Source organism: Pseudodesulfovibrio portus (assembly GCF_026000375.1).
Taxonomy (GTDB): Bacteria; Desulfobacterota; Desulfovibrionia; order Desulfovibrionales; family Desulfovibrionaceae; genus Pseudodesulfovibrio; species Pseudodesulfovibrio portus.
Map to the genome: position 1 here is coordinate 672,049 of NZ_AP026708.1, position 18,481 is coordinate 690,529.

16 protein-coding genes and 1 tRNA gene are annotated in these 18,481 nt (G+C 61.3%); 8 read left to right on the forward strand and 9 right to left on the reverse strand.

Annotated features, from left to right (window positions below):
• Positions 1-162: 162 nt before the first annotated feature.
• The 4 genes from OO730_RS03405 to OO730_RS03420 form a co-directional block, all read right to left on the reverse strand.
• Positions 163-789, reverse strand: coding sequence for a hypothetical protein (locus OO730_RS03405; protein WP_264983179.1), 627 nt, complete (start codon positions 787-789; stop codon positions 163-165).
• A 182-nt stretch (positions 790-971) separates the two neighbouring features.
• On the reverse strand, positions 972-2,030 hold the full coding sequence (locus OO730_RS03410) for an SO_0444 family Cu/Zn efflux transporter (RefSeq protein ID WP_264983180.1): 1,059 nt from the start codon (positions 2,028-2,030) through the stop codon (positions 972-974).
• 85 nt (positions 2,031-2,115) lie between these two features.
• Positions 2,116-2,472, reverse strand: coding sequence for an ArsR/SmtB family transcription factor (locus OO730_RS03415; RefSeq protein WP_264984115.1), 357 nt, complete (start codon positions 2,470-2,472; stop codon positions 2,116-2,118).
• Positions 2,473-2,613: 141 nt separating this feature from the next.
• On the reverse strand, positions 2,614-5,571 hold the full coding sequence (locus OO730_RS03420) for an NAD-glutamate dehydrogenase domain-containing protein (protein ID WP_264983181.1): 2,958 nt from the start codon (positions 5,569-5,571) through the stop codon (positions 2,614-2,616).
• A gap of 221 nt (positions 5,572-5,792) precedes the next feature.
• Between OO730_RS03420 and OO730_RS03425 the strand changes: the two genes are divergently transcribed.
• A complete protein-coding gene (locus tag OO730_RS03425; protein ID WP_264983182.1) occupies positions 5,793-6,737 on the forward strand; it encodes a chemotaxis protein in 945 nt (314 codons plus the stop codon).
• Complete coding sequence (locus tag OO730_RS03430) at positions 6,734-7,132, forward strand: Hpt domain-containing protein (protein WP_323373365.1); 399 nt, start codon at positions 6,734-6,736, stop codon at positions 7,130-7,132. Before OO730_RS03425 ends, OO730_RS03430 begins: the two co-directional genes overlap by 4 nt.
• 67 nt (positions 7,133-7,199) lie before the next feature.
• On the opposite strand, the gene OO730_RS03435 is transcribed toward OO730_RS03430, so the two are convergent.
• From OO730_RS03435 to OO730_RS03445, 3 genes are all read right to left on the reverse strand, one after another.
• On the reverse strand, positions 7,200-7,709 hold the full coding sequence (locus tag OO730_RS03435) for a hypothetical protein (protein WP_264983183.1): 510 nt from the start codon (positions 7,707-7,709) through the stop codon (positions 7,200-7,202).
• A 14-nt stretch (positions 7,710-7,723) separates the two neighbouring features.
• Positions 7,724-9,565 (reverse strand): UbiD family decarboxylase, encoded by a 1,842-nt coding sequence (locus OO730_RS03440; RefSeq protein ID WP_264983184.1) that lies wholly within the window; start codon positions 9,563-9,565, stop codon positions 7,724-7,726.
• A gap of 114 nt (positions 9,566-9,679) precedes the next feature.
• Positions 9,680-9,868 carry a hypothetical protein gene (locus tag OO730_RS03445; protein ID WP_264983185.1) on the reverse strand — a complete coding sequence of 63 codons (189 nt, stop codon included), beginning with the start codon at positions 9,866-9,868 and terminating at the stop codon, positions 9,680-9,682.
• 297 nt (positions 9,869-10,165) lie between these two features.
• Between OO730_RS03445 and OO730_RS03450 the strand changes: the two genes are divergently transcribed.
• A complete protein-coding gene (locus tag OO730_RS03450) occupies positions 10,166-10,576 on the forward strand; it encodes a bacteriohemerythrin (RefSeq protein WP_264983186.1) in 411 nt (136 codons plus the stop codon).
• Between the two features lie 54 nt (positions 10,577-10,630).
• On the opposite strand, the gene OO730_RS03455 is transcribed toward OO730_RS03450, so the two are convergent.
• A tRNA-Arg gene (locus tag OO730_RS03455) sits at positions 10,631-10,707 on the reverse strand.
• 162 nt (positions 10,708-10,869) lie between these two features.
• On the opposite strand from OO730_RS03455, the gene OO730_RS03460 reads away from it, so the two are divergent.
• Entirely contained in the window at positions 10,870-11,436 is a 567-nt protein-coding gene (locus OO730_RS03460; protein ID WP_264983187.1) for a UbiX family flavin prenyltransferase, read from the forward strand.
• 10 nt (positions 11,437-11,446) lie between these two features.
• Positions 11,447-12,124, forward strand: coding sequence for a metal-dependent hydrolase (locus OO730_RS03465; RefSeq protein WP_264983188.1), 678 nt, complete (start codon positions 11,447-11,449; stop codon positions 12,122-12,124).
• Here the strand turns inward: OO730_RS03465 and uvrC are convergent.
• On the reverse strand, positions 12,121-13,935 hold the full coding sequence (uvrC, locus tag OO730_RS03470; RefSeq protein WP_264983189.1) for an excinuclease ABC subunit UvrC: 1,815 nt from the start codon (positions 13,933-13,935) through the stop codon (positions 12,121-12,123). The genes OO730_RS03465 and uvrC overlap by 4 nt on opposite strands.
• A gap of 281 nt (positions 13,936-14,216) precedes the next feature.
• Here uvrC and OO730_RS03475 point away from each other — a divergent pair, with 281 nt between their 5' ends.
• The 3 genes from OO730_RS03475 (at position 14,217) to OO730_RS03485 (ending at position 18,242) form a co-directional block, all read left to right on the forward strand.
• Positions 14,217-15,593, forward strand: a complete 1,377-nt coding sequence (locus tag OO730_RS03475; protein WP_264983190.1) for an outer membrane homotrimeric porin — start codon at positions 14,217-14,219, stop codon at positions 15,591-15,593.
• A gap of 423 nt (positions 15,594-16,016) precedes the next feature.
• Positions 16,017-17,321 (forward strand): histidinol dehydrogenase, encoded by a 1,305-nt coding sequence (hisD, locus tag OO730_RS03480; RefSeq protein ID WP_264983191.1) that lies wholly within the window; start codon positions 16,017-16,019, stop codon positions 17,319-17,321.
• Positions 17,322-17,348: 27 nt separating this feature from the next.
• Positions 17,349-18,242 (forward strand): phosphoribosylaminoimidazolesuccinocarboxamide synthase, encoded by an 894-nt coding sequence (locus OO730_RS03485; protein WP_264983192.1) that lies wholly within the window; start codon positions 17,349-17,351, stop codon positions 18,240-18,242.
• Positions 18,243-18,481: the final 239 nt, after the last annotated feature.

The following is an 18,481-nucleotide window of genomic DNA, read 5'->3' on the forward strand; positions in this document are numbered from 1 at the left end:
ATCACGGCAAAAAGCGAAAGAAAAGGCGGACAGGCCATTTCCCTGTCCGCCTTTTCCGATCTTTGCGTTTCTTTATGTTCAGGCAGCGTGCAGCAAACACTGAACGCCGTGGCGAGCGGGACTCGCTTCCCCGCAAAAACGGAACCGGGGCCGCCCCCCCCCCTACAGGGGAACAACCCGCTCCGCGAACCGATCCCGGAGGAACTGCTCGATCTTTTTGCCGTCCTTGAGTATTTCCTTGGGGAGCATGCGGACGTTGCAGGCATAGATCACGGTCAACCTGGTCTCCACGTTGATGTTGCGCTGTACCAGATACGCAACGTACCCGGGCTCGGCGACAGGATGCCCCTGCTCGGCCAGGTATTCCTCCACCGCCTTGAAATCCTGCTTCTTCTCACCAAGATACACGGCAAACAGCTCACTGTAGTACCTGCCGTTTATGGTCACATTATTTCCCTTGGTCGCGGCCCAGTGATGGCGGCGGCCCACCAGCTCATACCGTATGAACAGGCACACTTCCTCCGGTGCCTTGTCCGGCGAGGCAACGGCGAACAGGTCGTACCGGGCCTTGGTTCCGGGCTTCGCCAGGAGCGTGTTGCAATTGTTTCCCGAGCAGTAGGTCGAGATATTCATTCCCGGTTCACCCATATACCGGAATCCCTCGCCCAGTGTGAAGACCGGACAGCCGGGCGTTTCGTACACAACCGACTCCTCAGCCTCGGCACCTTGAAAACCATTCAGAGCCAGCACCAGTCCAAGGCACAGCAGCAGGAACCTGAACTTCAACATCACGATCACTCCTCATCAAATACAGTTGCATATGGAGGGGACCGCTTAACACACAAATGAACGGTTGAAAATACATAGCATAAGTCAATGCAAATGCAGCAATTCATAGGAGAACAACGAGAAGACTGCGGGCCATGCGATACCGGTCTTCCCGGCATTGCATGGCCCGCAAAAAGGGGGATTCAATGCTTGCGGCCCTTCCCGATGAAGCTCCGCGCCACCAGAATCAGCAGGATCACGGCTCCGGCCACACCGGCCCAATGGGGCAGCAATTCGTCCACCTCGGCCACCACGGCCCGGATGTCCAGGCCCAGCGCATCATAGATGCGGTCCGTGACCCAGGCCAGGACCAGGGAGGCGATGACGATGGAAGCCACGTAGAGCCCTGCCGCGCGCTTGCCCAGGGTCTTGAGCATGACCGTGATGGTCGCGCCGTTGGTTGCCGGTCCGGCCAGCAGGAAGACCAGGGCCGCGCCGGGCGACAACCCCTTGAGCAGGAGCGAGGCCGCGATGGGCGTGGAAGCCGTTGCGCAGACGTAGAGCGGCAGCGCCACCACCAGCATGACTAGATAGGAGAGGAATCCCGAGCCCACGTAACCGGAGAGCGCGTCTTCGGGGATCAGGGCGGAAATGATCCCCGCGATCAATACGCCGACCATGAGCCAGCGGCCGATGTCGCCGATCATCTCGCCGAAAGCGTAGTCCATGCCCAGGCGAAACCTGACGCCGACTCCCTCCTGCGGTTCCGTCGGACAGGACCCGCCGCACCCGCAGCCACCCGCGCCGCAGCTGTCGGTCACGGACGCCATGGGCAGCGGTTCCTCCTTGCCGGGAAACGCGTTGACCAGCACCCCGGCGAACACGGCTGTCAGGGACGCGGCCACGGGCCGGATGACGGTCATGATCGGGTCGATGAGCGCATAGGTCACGGCCATGGAGTCAACACCCGTTTCCGGAGTGGAGATCATGAAAGCCGTGGTCGCCCCCTTGCTCGCACCCTGACGCCGCAACCCGAGGGCCGTCGGCAGCACGCCGCACGAGCACAACGGGAGCGGCACGCCCACGATGGCCGCCTTGACCACTGAACCGAAGGAATCCCTGCCCAGATGGCGGGCCATATAGGAATCCGGGACAAAGCCCTTGAGCAGCCCGGCCACGAAAAATCCGAACAGGACATATGGGGACGCCTCGACCAGCACATGCCAGGACTCGGCGACTATCAGCACAACCACATCCGCCATATTCAACACCTTCTCATATTCAACCTAGGTAATGATTGAATAGTTATTCATAATAATTATCAAAAAAAATATCGGAAAGGGGCCCCTACCCCTGTTCCGATATATGATCCAGCCCCTGGGAAACCAGGTTGCGCACATGGTCGTCATCCAGAGAATAAAACACGTTCTTCCCTTCCTTCCTGTACCGGACGAGCTTGGCCGCCCTGAGGAGCCTGAGCTGATGGGAAATGGCGGACTGGGACATATCGAGGACCTCGGCCAGGGCGCACACGCAGAGTTCACCAAGGGACAGGGCGTACAGAATGCGGACTCGCGTGTAGTCGCCGAGGGCCTTGAACAATTCGGCCAGGAAGAGAAACTGCCTCTCGGTCAGCATCTGTTCCCGCGCGGCAGCGACATTTTTTGCGTGCTGGTCGGTATCGCTACAGGCAATATTGGACATCATTCACCTCACATGAGTAGTTGTTCATTTGTAATAAAAGTATATCCCAAACACGGCAATGTCAAGCGGCATTACCGGACCATAAACCACTTCCGCGCACAACGGTTTCGCGTCCAAGCCCCGGCCGGGCCCTGCCCGTCGTCACCCGAGGCCCAGCCGCTGCAGGGTCCGCTGCTTGCGGCCCGCGAAATCGAGAATTCCGGCGATCTGGTCTGCGTGGGCCAATCCCGCGCCGCGCACCTCGCTGATGAACCCGGCCACGGCCTTTTCCTCCTCCAGGTAGCCGAAAACCACGTCCCGCACGTTCCGGAGGGAGACCAGCCGTTCGGCCCAGCCCATGCCCTCCTGATAAAGCATCTTGGCCGAGACGAATGCGGCCAGCAAGGCTATCTGGTGGCCGCGCGGCAGGTCGTTGACCAGCCTGTCGCCGTACCGGTCGGCCAGCACCGCCGGGCAATAGGACAGGAGCACGTCGGACAATCCGGGATCGTCGGCCACCCTGTCCACGGTCTCCTCCAGGACCAGGGCCACGCGGTCGGCCAGCCCGTTGATGGACGCCGAAAGCTCGAAGGACAACTCGGTGATGGTTCGCCCGCCCCCGGCCTGCCTGAACTCGCGCATGAGCAGCCGGGCCTCGGCCCTGGCCCGGAGGCGCAGGATGTCGAGCAGCTGGACCACGTACTGATCCTTGATCTCCAGGAACTCCGACTCGGTGAGGATGAGCCCTGCCAGGATTTCGTAGGAAGAGCAGATGACGCCGGTCTTGTTGGCCGACGGCCCGGGCACGACCAGCACCCCCGCCTTTTCCAGTTCGGCGCGGGCCTCGGCCGAGATGAAGATATTGGCCCCCTCCACGATGCCCCGCGCGGAAGGGGCGCCGTCCTTTTGCAGGAACTTTTTCCAGTTGGACATGTTGATGGTGTCGGGCCTGCCGCCGGACGGGATGAAGATATCCGCCACCGCGGTGTTGTGCAGGGTGTTGCGGATGCGGGTCCCGTCCTCCTCGTCCGTGGACACCACCAGGGCACCCCCGCCCCTGAGCTTGGAGGGGTCGAAATCGGCTGCCTTGAAATTGCCGTCCGTGAGGCGCGACAGTTCCCCGTGGTCCATGCCTTCCGGGTCGTAGACAGCGCCGTGGCCGTCGGTCATGGCCACGATTCGGGCGTTTTCGCCGTATTCGCGCATGAGGATGCGCATGACGTTGGAGGCCACGTCGCCTGCCGGGCCGCCCGTGATCTTGACCGTAAAGGGCTGGGCATGCGGGTTGATGCCGAGGGTGCGCAGCAGCTCGTCGGCAAAGACGATGACCCCCTCGCTGGTCACGCCGTACTGCTTGTGGGCGATGCCCGCGCCGGGCTTGGAGCTGATGAACGCGCTCGGCCACTTGTAGCCCCGCGTTGCGGCCCTGTCCGCGATCCACTGGATATGCTGCGGCGTGATGTTCTCGTCCGGGCCGAGGAAGATGATCTCCTCGCGGCCCAGGTAGTCGACGATGCGTGGATGGACGAAGCCCCGGGCCCCCTGGGGAATCACCAGCAGGTCCAGGAAGGAATCGACCATGGACTTGACGGCCAGGTCGATGTCACCGTCCGGGCCGAGCAGGATGACCGCCTTGGAGCCGCCCTCGGGGATATCCTTGTTCTTGAGCTGCTGGGCCTTGGCCAGCTTGGTGACCTCGTCGAAGAGCCGGTTGGACTCCATCTCGAACTGCTCCTGGCTCCAGGTGCGAACCACGCGAACGCCCCCCCGGGCCATGTCCCGGTAGCGGACCTGGAAACCGAAGCTGTAGGGGCCATGGAAGCAATAGAGGCCGAAGGGCCGCTCCTCCCTGGGCATGGGCGCCAGGATGAGCGGATCGAGACGAAAGCCCAGCCCCAGCTTGCGGTCGAGGTAGTAGTTCGTCCTGAGCGTGTAGCGGAAGAATTTGTAGATATAGGTCAGGATATCCCGATGGATGTCGTTGCCAACGTTGCGGATTGCCGCACGAACCGCCGCCCTCTTCTCGACCATGGCCGCCTTGCGGTCGCCCGTGAACTCGGGATCGAACCGGACCGTGAAATACTCGAACAGCAGCCGGGTCACGTCCCGATGCTTGAGCACGGCGTAGACGATGCGCTCAGAATGGTAGGCGTTCAGGTCCTTCTTGATCAGGAACTGATGGGCGAACTCGCTCGCGGCCTGCATGAGCATGACCTGCCCGAGCTCCCAGCCCTCCTCGTAGGCCAGGGCTTCCAGCCCGTGGGGCGCGAACCACTTGGTCAGTTCGAGTTGGCGCTTGAGCCGGAGCCACTTCTCGCCGTCCCCGGCCAGGTCCACCCGCTGCCGGTCAAGATAGAAACTCATGATGGCGATGGGAGCCTTGCCCCCACGCTCGAATTCATCGGAATAGGCCCGGTCCACGGGAATTTCCTCCCGCCCGAACACGTTGACGACTCTATGGAGCAGACCCTTTCTCGGCGGATTGACCATGGCCACGCTGATGCGGTCGAAACCCGGGCTGACCTCTTTTTCCAGGGCCACCTGGACATGCTCCCTGCCCTCCAGGAGATCACAGGTGCGGAAATGGCGCACCGCCCGTCCGGGCTCGAACTTTTCGATATAGTCCTCGCTGGCGGTGGTGAGAAAACGCTGGAAGTCGTCGACCTCGTGGGACTCGATGTCCAGTTCGCCGCTCCGGGCCGCGTCGATCACGTCCTTCACAGGTTCCCCGTCGATGGCGCACAGTGGTTGCGGGCCGAAAACAAAGGTGTCGAGCCGGATGGAATCGTCCCGGCTGGAATAGATGCGTGCGATCTGGATGTCCTTGTCCCGGTATCCCTTGAGCACCCAGCCCAACGTATTCATATCCCCGCCGGGAGAGATGTGCGTCACCCGGGTGCCGCATGGGCTGTGCAGGGCCACGGCCTGCTTCTCCTCCAGGACCATGCCCGAGATGATGGCCATGAGATGCCGGATCTGCTCGGCCTCGCCGTGGGTGCGGAAATAGTAATCGGGCATGTTGGCGTAAAACCAGGGGATCACCTCGCCGGCCGATTCTCCGAGCCTGTCGATAATCTTCTCGCGCATCATCTCGGGATCGCTGTATATCGCATCAATCATGAAACAGCTCCATTGGGTTTTCCAAGACTCTCTCCCATCTACATGGTTGTGCATGGAGGGCAAAAACAGGTCAAGTATAACCGCAAACTTTGTCCATTTCCCTCAAGACGTTATAAATTACCAGGCAAACACTCTAATGCCGTGGACATAAAATTTGAGGCAGCGTATATTGAGCCATCATACATACTGGAAATCCCGCTCCGGGCCCTGGGAGACGATCCATGAGCAAAAACGCGATAGACACCGGAATTCTGCTGGAAACCGGGACCAACGAACTCGAAATCCTCGAGTTCTACATCAACGAAATCCGCAAAGAAGGGCAAGAGCCCGTACCGAATTACTTCGGCATCAACGTGGCCAAGGTCATGCAGGTCATTGAAACGCCAAACCTGGAGCCGCCGGAATCGGCGCCCCATCCGTCATTCATGGGAACCATTCCGTTGCGCGACCTCATCCTGCCGGTCCTGGACCTGTCCGTCTGGCTGGAGTTGGACATGCCCAAGACTGAACGGGACATCGTCATCGTCACCGAATTCTCCAAGTCCGTCACCGGGTTCCTGGTGTCCGGCGTAACCGAGATCCACCGCGTGGGCTGGGGCGAGGTCATCCCGCCGTCGCACATCATATCCAGCAACACGGACGCCATCATCGGCCTCATCGACAAGGGCGACCGGTTCGTCCAGCTGCTCGACCTGGAGACCATCCTGACCCAGTTCGAGCCGGACAGCGAAACCGAAATGGCCATCGCCGACACCACCTACAACGTCCTGGTGGCAGACGACTCGGCCACCATCCGGGCCATGATCCAACAGAACCTGACCGACGCCAACTTCAATCCCATCATCACCACCAACGGCGACGAGGCGTTGCGGAAGATCATGGCCCTCAAGGCCACGGCGGAGTCCGAGGCAAAGGACATTACCGAATACGTGAACCTGGTCATCTCGGACATCGAGATGCCGCTCATGGACGGTTTCAGCCTGACAAAAAACATCAAGGAAGACCCGATACTGAAAAAACTCCCCGTGATTCTCTACTCGTCCATCATCACGAAAGAGTTGCGCCACAAGGGCGAGTCTGTCGGTGCCGACCTGCAGGTATCCAAGCCCGACCTGAACACCATCCCGCAGCTGGCCATTGACCTGATTCAAGGTGGTGCCGGTTGATCCAGCGCAGCGATCTGGTTGTTGAAGTCTTCATGGAGGAAACGGCAGAGCGGCTCGACTCGATAGAATCGGGCCTGTTGAGGCTGGAACAATGCGGCAAGATCTGCGACGACGACACCGTCAACTCCATCTTCCGCGACGCCCACTCCGTCAAGGCCGGCTCCAACCTGCTCAAGCTCAAGAACATCGAGGAGCTGGCCCACAAGCTGGAGAACGTCCTGGAAATGATCCGCAAGAAGCAGCTTGACCCCACTGAACTCGTGATCACGGCGGGGCTCGAGGCCGTGGACAAGTTGCGCGAACTGCTCGCCAACATCGAGACCAGCGACTCGATCTCCATCCGGCTGCACACGCACATGCTCAGGATGGCAGTGGAAAAATCCCTCGAAGGATAACGAATCGACACGAAAAAAGGCCGCATCCGTTACGGATGCGGCCTTTTTTCGTGCGTCGCGGAAGGGATCAGTTGCCCATGGAATTGAGCAGCAGCTGGGCCTCCTGCATCTGCGAGAACGAAGTGTTCTTGAACACTTCGCTCTCCACGGCCTTGGAGAACTCCTCATAGCTCATGGTCCGGACGTCCATCATCACGCCCCTGGCCTTGAAATACATTTCCAGGAAGGCCAGCAGCGGTTCCTCGGCCAGGCACTTGACCAACTCGGTTGCGCCGCTCAGCGAGGTGAACGGCTTGTTCATGCCGCCGAGATAAAACATGTCCAGGCCGGACTCGCCGTCGGTGACCACGCCGAGCAGGTTGAAGGTCAGGAGCTTTTCGACGAAATCGTCGTCCAACCCCGGAAACTCCATTATGTCCTTTTTCGGGAACATGCCCACGAACACCATCTTGCCGTCCTCTTCGGACATGGTGTGCCGGAACACGTGTTCCTCGCGATTCTTGCGGGCCGCCTTGACCGTCTCGTACAAGTCGCAGGCAAAGGCCAGCTTCAGTTCGTCCAATACCTTCTGGTCCATGTAATTCTCCATTGCTAAATGATGCCGTGAAGCGGGCCGCCCTTGGCCCCGAGTGCGTCCACCGCCCTTTCCACTTCGGGGTCGGGCTCGAGGGGAGGGGCATGATAGGTCTTGAGGCGGGCGTCGATGACAACGGCCTTGTCCGCCCCCCAATGCTTGGCATGGGTGAAACCGCCCACGCCGTACATGTCCGTGGCCGGGTCCGAACGGGTGAAGGTCACCCACAGGAAATTGTCCCAGTTCCCGGCCGTGAATCCGGCGTCGTCGGCCAGCACGATCATGGGGAAGCCCTCGATGCCCTTGACCGACCTGAAGGATTCGGCCAGCCGTTCCAGGGCCGGGTCCTGCTGGTCGCGCTTGCGCCGGTGCTTGGGACCCTTGAGGACCAGGATGCCCGGCGCGAACACCTGCGGGTCGCGGTAGCCGCGCGGCAGCTTGAGGGTAGACGGCACCTCGGTGGAAAGCGCGCGCTTGACCGAACCGGCGGCCGCGAACACCAGCTTGGAACCCTGGTTCAAACTGATGCCCGAATAATCCAGGGTGTCGATGGTGGTCCGGGTGATGAAATGCAGGTCGCGGGTCAGGTCCGCCCGGGTCAGCATGTGATGGAAGAAACCGGGGATGTCGTGGCAGGACTGCCCTTCCTCCATGTCCTCGCGGGCCGCAATGAACACATACTTGGAGAGCGAGGTCTGGGTGTTGCCGAGCAGGGCCATTGCGTTGGTCAGCAGTTCCTGGGGCTGGCGCTCGCCCGCATAGGGGACGTAGCGCTCGCTGCCCACGGCCAGGAGCAGCGGATGCACGCCCGCCGCGTCCACGGCGTGGACCTCGTGCACCCCGGAAAAGACCGACGGCACCAGTTCCGAGGTCAGCTCGTGGATGAACTCGCCGAACATGGTGTCTTCCTGGGGCGGGCGGCCCACCGTGGTGAACGGCCAGACGGCGTCGTCCCTATGGTAGACCGCGTCCACCTTGAGCACCGGGAAATCGTGGGCCAGGCTGTAATAGCCGAGGTGGTCGCCGAACGGGCCCTCGGACTTCTCGACGCCCTCCACCGTGCCGCAGATGCAGAAATCCGCCTGGGCGGGCATGGGCAATCCGCCGGGGTGCCTGACCATGGGAATGCGATGCCCTCCCATGGCTCCGGCGAAAAATATCTCGGCCAGCCCCTCGGGCAGCGGCATGACGGCGGCCAGGGTCATGGCCGGAGGGCCGCCGACGAAAACATTGACCTTGAGCGGCTCGCCCCGGGCAATGGCCTTGGCGTGATGGTGGCCGATGCCGCGATGGATCTGGTAGTGCAGCCCCACTTCCTTGTCCTGGACGTAGTCGTTGCCCGAGAGCTGGACCCGGTACATGCCCATGTTGGACCCGGCGAATCCGGGATTGTCCGGGTCCTCGGTATAGACCTGGGGCAGGGTCACGTACCCGCCGCCGTCCATGGGCCAGGACACGAGCTGGGGCAGATTGGACACGGTGGTCCGGTTGCGCAGGATGGGCCCGTCGGAGACACGCCTGGGCAGGGTGTGGTAAGCGGCACGGGGCGCGCCGAGATAGGCCCACGGGCGCTTGAACGCTTCCATGGGCGACAGCTTGAGCTTCATCAGCCGCTCCACCGTGTCCACGGTGTCGCGGAAGAGAAAGCGCATCCTGTCCCTGGTGCCGAAGATGTTGGCGGCCATCGGGAACCGGCAACCCTTGACGTTGTTGAACAACAACGCCGGTCCGCCGGCCCTGAAAACCCGGCGCTGGATGGCGCCGATCTCGACGTTCGCGTCGACCGACTTGTCTATGCGGACGAGTTCGCCTCTGGCTTCAAGCGCCTCTAGGCACTCACGCGTGTTCTTGTATCCCATGTGGTTCCCGTTTGATGCTGTCGTGGCGAGACAATCTAAACGGAATGAACGGAAATGTTAAGCCTAGAATGGATGATTTCCGGGAACCTCTGATCGGAAGCTGGTCGAATCGGGTTATTGGGACATCTGCGGGGGATGCCACACGCAATCGAACCGCACCGGATTGTGCTGCCGGTAGGTCGGCGGCTTCCTGTCCACCTCGAGCGGTTTCATCCTTCGGGCGGCCATGATCCGACAGGTGTTGCAGAACTCCTCAGGGTAGCTGCACACCAGGCAGTACGGCTGAAAATCATCGCAACTCATGGAATTCCAAGGTCGTTTGTGCCCGAGCACACATGTTTTCCTGTAAAAAACACACTCGCGGCAATTACCTGACATAGTTAACATTTTACGCATCACTACCTCCAAAAAGGACACGGTCTCAGTTTTGGATACAAACACAATGAACCCCTATTTGGTATTATAATCCACAAAACGCCGTGCACCGCCTACAACCAATCGGAATGTCTGGAATACGGAACCGCCCCCCCCTTGGCCAGCCTTGCCAACCGGCCCGCTTCCGACTAAATTCAGGTCAACAAATCGAACTCGGAGGGACCCATGACCTTGATGCTTTGGGACGAAACCATGTCCGTGGGCGTCCCTGAACTGGACAGCCAGCACCAGACCCTTATCGCGCTGATCAACGACGCCTACGAGGCCATCCGGAAACACGACGAGCACCTCATGACCACCCTGCTCGACCAGATGCGGGAATACGCCGCCATGCACTTCCATTTCGAGGAAGAGTACATGCGACAAACCGGCTATCCCGACCTGGTCTCCCACCGGGAGCTCCACGACGGTTTCAACGACAAGGTGGAGGAGTTCCAGCAGCAGCTTCACTCCAAGACGAACTTTTCCCAGGTATTTGTTTTCCTCAGCCGGTGGCTGACCGCCCACATCATGAAGGAAGACATGAGGTACACGAGGTACATGGCGCAAAAAGCGGCGGGAGGGGAACCGGCCTAGGCCTGCTTGCGAATCAAACAATAAAAGCCCCCGACCGAAATCGGGGGCTTTTTATGGCGGGCTATGCAGGATTCGAACCTGCGACCTCTTGCTCCGGAGGCAAGCACTCTATCCAACTGAGCTAATAGCCCGCACAGGAAGAAAGTAGCTATACGCCGCCCATCTGTTTGTCAAGACTACAACAGATAATCGGGAAAAAGAACAACAAACCGGGATTGACCGGCAAAACCGGTTTTCCCTTGCTAAAAAGTCTAAAAAAAGTCTATAGGGCGAAAAGCAAACCGAGCAAAAACATGAGCACAAAACGAATCGTACTGGCCGTGAGCGGGGCCAGCGGCATGCCCTATGCGGTGTCCCTGGCCAAGGCGCTCAAACAACGCGACGACACGGAACTGCACGTCGTCATCTCCCTCGCCGCCGGAAAGGTGCTCAGGCTGGAGGCCGACCTGACGCCCGAGGCGCTGGCCGACGGCGCGTTTGCCACCTATTCCCCGGACGACATCGCGGCCCCGCCCGCCAGCGGATCGTGGAAGCACGACGGCATGATCATCTGCCCCTGTTCCATGGCCACCCTGTCCGCCGTGGCCACCGGCTTCGGCCACACCCTCATCCACCGGGCCGCGGACGTGACGCTCAAGGAACGCAGGAAGCTCATCCTGGTCCCGCGCGAGGCGCCCCTGTCCGCCATCCATCTTGAGAACATGCTCACGGCCACGCGGGCCGGGGCTGTCATCGTACCGGCAAGCCCGGGCTTCTATCACCGCCCGGCAACCATCGAGGACCTGGCCGACCATCTGGCGGGCAAGGTGCTCGACCAACTGGACATCCCCCACGACCTGTTCGAGAGGTGGGGGCACTAGGAGTTTTTCCATGGAAATCACCTGGTATGGACACGCGAATTTCCGGATCAAGACCGGCGACGCCGACCTGCTCATCGACCCGTTCTTCGTGGGCAACCCGTCGGCCCCCATCGGCTACGAGGACGTCGATCACTGCAACCTGATCCTGGTCACCCACGACCACAGCGACCACATCGGCCAGGCCCTCGAGCTGGCCATCAAGCACGACGCCGAGGTGGTGGCCATCTTCGACGTCATCCAGGAGTTGCTCCATCTCGGCCTGCCCACTCATCTGGGCGTGGGCATGAACATCGGCGGCACGGTCAAACGGCAGGGGCTGGACATCAAGATGGTCCACGCCATGCATTCCGCCGTCAACGGCATGGCGGCCGGTTTCATCATCACCGATCCGGACGGCCTGTGCGTCTACAATTCCGGCGACACGGGTCTGTTCGGCGACATGGAGCTGTTCGGGAAATTTCACGACATCGACATCGCCATCCTGCCCATCGGCGGCCACTTCACCATGGACGCCAAGCAGGCCGCCTACGCCTGCAAGCTGCTCGGATGCAAGAAAATGATCCCCCAGCACTGGGGCACCTTCGGAATCCTGGCCCAGAACACGGAGGCCATGGCCGAACAGCTCTCCCTGGTCGCGCCGGGAACCGAGCTGGTCACCCTGGAAACCAACGAGCCGATGAAATTCTAGTTCTTCCGGGACGCCTTCAGGTCCTGCAACGCCGCATGAATCCTGGCCGCCTTCCTGGCGCCGATCCCCGGCAACGCCGTGATGTCCGCCACATCCGCTTTGATCATCTCGTCCAGCGAGGCGAACCGGTCCCACAGGATGCGGGCCGTCTTGGGCCCGATGCCCGGCAGCGAGGTCAGTTCGCTGTTCAGCACCGCCTTCTTGCGCGCCCGCCGCTGCCGCCCCAGCACGAACCGGTGGGCCGTGTCGCGCACCATCTGCAGGAACAGCAGCTCCGCGCTTCCGGGCCTGAGCCCCATGGGGTTTTTGCGCCCGGGGCGGAAGATCACGTCGCCCAGCTCCCCGGCCCGGCGGGATTCCCCCTTGGCAATGGCGGCCAACTCGAAGCACCCGTCCTCCTCGCAGCCCGAAAGCGCCTTTTCCACGGCGGCCAGCTGCCCGCGTCCGCCGTCGATGAGCACCAGATCGGGCCACGGCGGGCCGGACTCCAGCCGCCGACGGGCCCAGGCCGCCAGGGCCGCGTAGTCGTCGGCAGTGCCTTCCAACTCGGGAAATGAATAGAGCCGCGACGCCTCCTTGTTGCGCCGCCCCTCTTCAAAGACCACCTGGCCCACCCGCATGTCCGTGCCGGACAGGTGGGAGGCGTCCACGCACTCGATGCGCGCCGGTTCCCCGGCCAGGCGCAGCACCTTCTGCAACCGTACGGTGATGGTGTCCTTTTCCTCGCGCGCCCTTCCGGCCACGTCGCGGGCGATGGACACCAGCCGCTTTTCCGTGGCCGTGTGCGGCGAAACGATGCGCACGGTTCCGCCCCCGCGCTCGGCCAGAATCTCCGGCAACGGCGAAGCCTCCAGCTCGCACGGGGCGATGATGGTGGACGGGATGAACCGCCCCGGCCCGTAGAACTGGGCAATGAAGCTCTCCACCGCCTCGGGCCCCTCGTCCAGGGTCAGGCCGGGCCAGAAAAACTGCTTCTGATCGAGCAGCCGCCCCCGACGCACGAAAAGCACGCCCAATCCCAACCCCTGGCCCGTCTCGGCCAGGCCGACCACGTCCCGGTCCCGGTTGTCGTGGATGACCGCAACCTGCCCTTCAACGGTCTTCTTCACGGCCCTGATCTGGTCGCGGTACACGGCCGCCGCCTCAAAGGCCATGTCCCTGGACGCCGCCTTCATCTTGCGGGTCAACGACTCCACCAGTTCGGAACTGCGGCCCGACAGGAGCATCTCCACCCGATGGACCATGTCATTATATAGGTCACGGTCCACTTCCTTGACGCACGGGGCCCAGCATTGCCGGATGTCGTGGTACAGGCAGGGCCGCACCCGGTTGCGGAAGGTGGCGTCCGAACACTTGCGCAGGGGGAACACCGTGCCCAGCAGCTTGAGCACCGTGCGGGCGGCCGCCGCCGAGGTGAACGGGCCGAAATAGACCGCCCCGTCCCGCGCGGTCTTGCGGGCGATGGTCAGCCGGGGGAAGTCGGCTTTCTTGTCGAGCTTGAACAGAACGTACTGCTTGTCGTCCTTGAGGACCACGTTGTAGCGGGGCCGGTGCTTCTTGATCAGCCCGGACTCCAGGAGCAGGGCCTCCTTCTCCGTGCCGGTCAGCAGGACGTCGACACGTTGGACGCGGGCCACCAGCGCCCGGGTCTTGGGCGTGTGCCGGGCGTTCTGCCTGAAATAGGAGGACAGCCGCTTCCTGAGCGCCTTGGCCTTGCCCACATAGATGATGCGCCCCCCCTCGTCCTTCATCAGATAGACCCCGGGGGTGTCCGGATACTCGGCGGCAAAAAATTTGAACTTCTTACTCATGACGTTGTGGTAATTTTTCAACACGAAAATGTCTAGACAGGACCTTACCGGATTTTCAAGGACAAAGCACCCATTGCATTATTAAAGTCAACATATCGAAATAAAAGGATTTAGTTGGATCGAAGGCAAGCAGGGAGTACAATTTTTTGCACGGTAAAAAAATTTATACTTTTTTCACTTTTTTGCGCTCAACCCCTTGCAAAACCCTTTTGCCTGCGGTAAAGACTGAATCAGTTAAGGCGTTAACTTGGTTTTCAATGCAAACAAAAGGAAGAAAAATTATGAAACGTTTGACCCTGCTCGCAGTCGCCCTGACCATGGTCCTGGGCATGGCTGCTTCCGCTTTTGCGGCTCCGGAAGTTACCGTCTCCGGTAACATCCTGATCAACGCCGTGTGGCGTTCCAACTGGGACTTCAACGACGGTGACGCTCCTGCTGGCGCCGACGACGATGCTTTCACCATTCAGGAACGTCTGGACCTCGGCTTCACCGCCGTGGCCAATGAGAACCTGAAAGCCGTTATCGTCTTCCGCTCCGTCCGCGGCAACCTCGGTCAGGGCGACCTGGCTGACGGTGCTGGTGGCGCTGCCGGTGGCGGTGGTGGTACCGTCATCCTCGGCCTGAACCAGGGCTACATCGACTTCAACTGGCCCGGCACTTCCGTCAACATCAAAGCCGGCTTCCAGCCTGTTGCTCTGCCCGCTTCCGTGGGCGGCGGTTCCCTGATCCAGGACGACATCGCTTCCGGCGTGCTGGTTTCCACCGCTTTCAACGACAACGTCTCCATGCTCGCTGGCTGGGTGCGTTTCTTTGACACCCCTGACGCTGCTGCCAACGACATCGACGAGGCTCAGATCGACGGTCTGATCCTGGCTCTGCCCCTGTCCTACGAAGGCTTCGCCGCGACTCCGTTCCTGGTTTACGCAGCTCCCGGCCAGAACGCTCTGCAGTCCGCTCCCGCCGGCCTGGCTGCCTTCGGCACCGTCGGCACTGACGAATTCGAAGGCGCCTGGTGGCTCGGTTCCAACCTGGAACTGTCCATGCTGGATCCCTTCATCATCAAGGCTGACCTCAACTACGGTGCCGTCAATGCTGACAACGATCGCTCCGAGCGTGACGGTTGGCTGTTCGACGCCGCTGTCGAGTACACCGGCTTTGACTTCATGAACCTGGAACTGGCCTTCGCCTACACCACTGGTGAAGACGACGACGCCACCGACGGTTCCGAACGTCTGCCCATCCTGTCCGACTCCTGGGCTCTCGGTACCACCTTCTTCGGCGCCGGCCTCATCACCGGTGACGACATGGGCGACAACGACAACGTTGGCTTCTGGGCTCTGGCTCTGTCCGCCACCGGTATCCAGTCCTTCGCTGAAGGCCTGACCCACGATGCTCACATCGTGTACGCTCAGGGCACCAACGACGAAGACGCAGCTGCCGCTCCTGCTGGCCTGACCTACGGTCGTTCCCTGACTGAGAACGAAACCATGCTGGAAATCGACTTCAACACCTTCTACAAGATCTACGACGAACTGACCCTGTACAACGGCATCGGCTACGTCAACATCGACGGCGACGACGATGGTATCGTCCGCGCTGCTGACGAAGACGGCGGCGACGCTTGGAAGTTCCAGCTCGGTCTGAAGTACGTCTTCTAAGACGACTTGTAGAAACCTAAGCTGAATAAGCTTACCACCAAGTAGACGCCCAGAGGGCCGGGGAGTGCAAACCCCGGCCCTCTCTTTTTGGGGCGAGAGCGGGGCGATTGCGTCGTTGCTGCGAAGAATCCAGACCCTTGCGTATGAGAATACGCGGCGGTCCTGGATTCTTCTTGCGCCTAGCACTCGACCCGCTCTCGCCCCAAAAAGCATCCCTTGTGTGGGATGACGGGTTAAGTGAATTGTAGGCTGGTCTTCGCGCCGTACAAAATCATACGCCTCAGGTGTGCTGCGGGAGGTGCGAGCGTTGTCCGGCGGACGGGTGCGGCATTTGCGAGGTTCGAGCGGGTTGCGGCCTCGACTTTTGGGACGCTGTCGGATATATATTTTCCCCTTGCACCAATGATTACTTTTGAGGTCGACATGGACTGTAGAGAATTGACATACGCGGGCCGGAAGGACTGGGACGAGATCGCTTCCTGGCTCGGCGCGCGGAAGGACCCGGACACCAAGGTGGACGGCATTGTCCGCGATATCCTGAATGACGTGAAGGAACGCGGCGACGCGGCGCTGGTCGAGTACACCCGCAAGTTCGACTGCGAGACCATTGAGGCCGCGGACCTGCGCGTGCCCCAAGCCGCGATCCAGGCCGCCCTGGACGAAATCCCGGAGACCGACCGGGCGATCCTGTCCGAGGCCATCGAACGCATCCGCACCTTCCACCTCAACCAGAAGGAAAAGTCCTGGTGGACCACCAGTGCCGACGGCACCGTGCTCGGCCAGATGGTCCGGCCAGTGGACCGCGTCGGGCTGTACGTTCCCGGCGGCCAGGGCGGCGAGACACCGCTCATCTCCAGCCTGATCATGAACGCCATCCCCGCCCAGGTGGCAGGCGTGGAATCCATCTGCGTCTTCTCCCCGCCCCGCAAGGACGGCACGCTCAACCCGTATATCCTGGCCACGGCAGCCCTGCTCGACCTGGACGAAGTATTTCTGTCCGGCTCCGCATGGGCCATCGGGGCCTTGGCATACGGCACCGGCACGGTTGCGCCGTGCGACGTCATCGCTGGCCCGGGCAATATTTTCGTGGCCACGGCAAAGGCCCAGCTCATCGGTCAGGTGGGCATCGACATGGTGGCCGGTCCCTCCGAGATCGCCATCCTGGCCGACGACTCCGCCAATCCGGCCTGGCTGGCGGCGGACATGCTCTCCCAGGCCGAACACGATCCCCTGGCCGCGTCCATCCTGGTCACCCCGGACACCGGCCTGGCCGAAAAAGTCCGGGATGAGCTCGAAACCCAGTGCGCAGCCCTGCCCCGCGGCGAGATCGCGGCCAAGTCCCTGGAGGACTGGGGCGCCATCATCACCGTGCCGGACATGGACGCCGGGTGCGAACTGATCAACCTGCTGGCCGCCGAACACCTGGAACTGGCCGTGGCCGACCCGTGGGCCCTGCTCGGCTCCATCCGCCACGCCGGGGCCATCTTCATGGGCCACAATTCGCCCGAACCCGTGGGCGACTACTTTGCCGGGCCCAACCACGTGCTGCCCACCCTGCGCACCGTGCGTTTCTCCTCGGCACTGTCCGTCCAGAATTTCTGCAAGAAATCCAGCGTGATCGCCACCAGCCCGGCCTACGTCGCCGAGCACGGGGCCAAGATCGCGCGGCTGGCCCGGCTGGAAGGGCTGGAAGCCCACGCCCGCAGCGTGGAAAAACGAAGCAAGTAATATTACCTTAATAGAGGGAGACTTTTCATGGCCGTTTTCGAGACCGACATAACCGAATACCCGCTCATCTCACGGGGCAAGGTCCGCGATATCTACGACATCGACGAGAACACCCTGCTCCTGGTGACCACGGACCGCATCTCCGCCTTCGACGTGGTCATGCCCGATCCCATTGCGGACAAGGGCAAGGTGCTCAACCAGATCACCCTGTTCTGGATGGACATGATGAAGGACCTGGTGCCCAACCACATCATCGCCACCGACGTGGACGACTACCCCGAGCCGCTGCGCAAGTACAAGGACCAGCTCCAGGACCGTTCCGTCCTGGCCCGCAAGGCCAAGCCCCTGCCCATCGAGTGCATCGTGCGCGGCTTCATCACCGGCTCCGGCTGGTCCGACTACCTCAAGACCGGCGAAGTCTGCGGCCACAAGCTGCCCGAGGGGCTCAGGGAATCCGAGATGCTGGAGAAGCCGCTGTTCACGCCGTCCACCAAGGCCGACCTGGGGCTGCACGACGAGAACATCACCCTTGACGCCGCCGCCGACCTCATCGGCGAGGACATGATGCGCAAGGTGGAGAAGCTGACCATCGACATCTACACCCGCGCCCGCGACTACGCCAAGAAACGCGGCATCCTCATCGCGGACACCAAATTCGAGTTCGGCACCATCGACGGCGAATTGATCTTCATCGACGAGGCCCTGACCCCGGACTCCTCCCGGTTCTGGCCCGAAGAGGGATTCGAGCCCGGCAAGTCGCAACCCAGCTTCGACAAGCAGTATTTCCGCGACTGGCTCGTGGCCATAGGCTTCAACAAGCAGCCCCCGGCCCCCAATGTCCCGGCGGACATCGCCGAGCAGACCCGGGCCAAATACCTGGAAGCCTACAAGCTGCTGACCGGCGAAGACCTCAAAATTTAACGTTGTTGCGATGACGTATAAAGTCAGGCTGTTCAGATAGTGCCGGATGCTGGGCGCAAGGGTGAATTCTCCCGCAGCGTATTCATGCGATACGTGAGGAGAGAATTCAGCCGCAGCAACGACGCAGACGGCGCTGCATGGACAGCCGGGAGAAGAAGAAATGCCCGAATGGTTGCAACTGATATGTCTGGTCATCCTGGGCCTGGCCATCGGCCGGGTCATCAGGGGCAAGTTCGGTG

What these genes read in the sequence shown, in the direction of transcription:
- uvrC (WP_264983189.1), bottom strand. Translation starts at nt 13,935, where the DNA reads ATGAGTAAGAAGTTCAAATTTTTTGCCGCCGAGTATCCGGACACCCCC.
- OO730_RS03485 (WP_264983192.1), top strand. Translation starts at nt 17,349, where the DNA reads ATGGCCGTTTTCGAGACCGACATAACCGAATACCCGCTCATCTCACGG.
- OO730_RS03405 (WP_264983179.1), bottom strand. Translation starts at nt 789, where the DNA reads ATGTTGAAGTTCAGGTTCCTGCTGCTGTGCCTTGGACTGGTGCTGGCT.
- OO730_RS03440 (WP_264983184.1), bottom strand. Translation starts at nt 9,565, where the DNA reads ATGGGATACAAGAACACGCGTGAGTGCCTAGAGGCGCTTGAAGCCAGA.
- hisD (WP_264983191.1), top strand. Translation starts at nt 16,017, where the DNA reads ATGGACTGTAGAGAATTGACATACGCGGGCCGGAAGGACTGGGACGAG.
- OO730_RS03410 (WP_264983180.1), bottom strand. Translation starts at nt 2,030, where the DNA reads ATGGCGGATGTGGTTGTGCTGATAGTCGCCGAGTCCTGGCATGTGCTG.
- OO730_RS03460 (WP_264983187.1), top strand. Translation starts at nt 10,870, where the DNA reads ATGAGCACAAAACGAATCGTACTGGCCGTGAGCGGGGCCAGCGGCATG.
- OO730_RS03475 (WP_264983190.1), top strand. Translation starts at nt 14,217, where the DNA reads ATGAAACGTTTGACCCTGCTCGCAGTCGCCCTGACCATGGTCCTGGGC.
- OO730_RS03415 (WP_264984115.1), bottom strand. Translation starts at nt 2,472, where the DNA reads ATGTCCAATATTGCCTGTAGCGATACCGACCAGCACGCAAAAAATGTC.
- OO730_RS03420 (WP_264983181.1), bottom strand. Translation starts at nt 5,571, where the DNA reads ATGATTGATGCGATATACAGCGATCCCGAGATGATGCGCGAGAAGATT.
- OO730_RS03465 (WP_264983188.1), top strand. Translation starts at nt 11,447, where the DNA reads ATGGAAATCACCTGGTATGGACACGCGAATTTCCGGATCAAGACCGGC.
- OO730_RS03435 (WP_264983183.1), bottom strand. Translation starts at nt 7,709, where the DNA reads ATGGACCAGAAGGTATTGGACGAACTGAAGCTGGCCTTTGCCTGCGAC.
- OO730_RS03425 (WP_264983182.1), top strand. Translation starts at nt 5,793, where the DNA reads ATGAGCAAAAACGCGATAGACACCGGAATTCTGCTGGAAACCGGGACC.
- OO730_RS03445 (WP_264983185.1), bottom strand. Translation starts at nt 9,868, where the DNA reads ATGAGTTGCGATGATTTTCAGCCGTACTGCCTGGTGTGCAGCTACCCT.
- OO730_RS03450 (WP_264983186.1), top strand. Translation starts at nt 10,166, where the DNA reads ATGACCTTGATGCTTTGGGACGAAACCATGTCCGTGGGCGTCCCTGAA.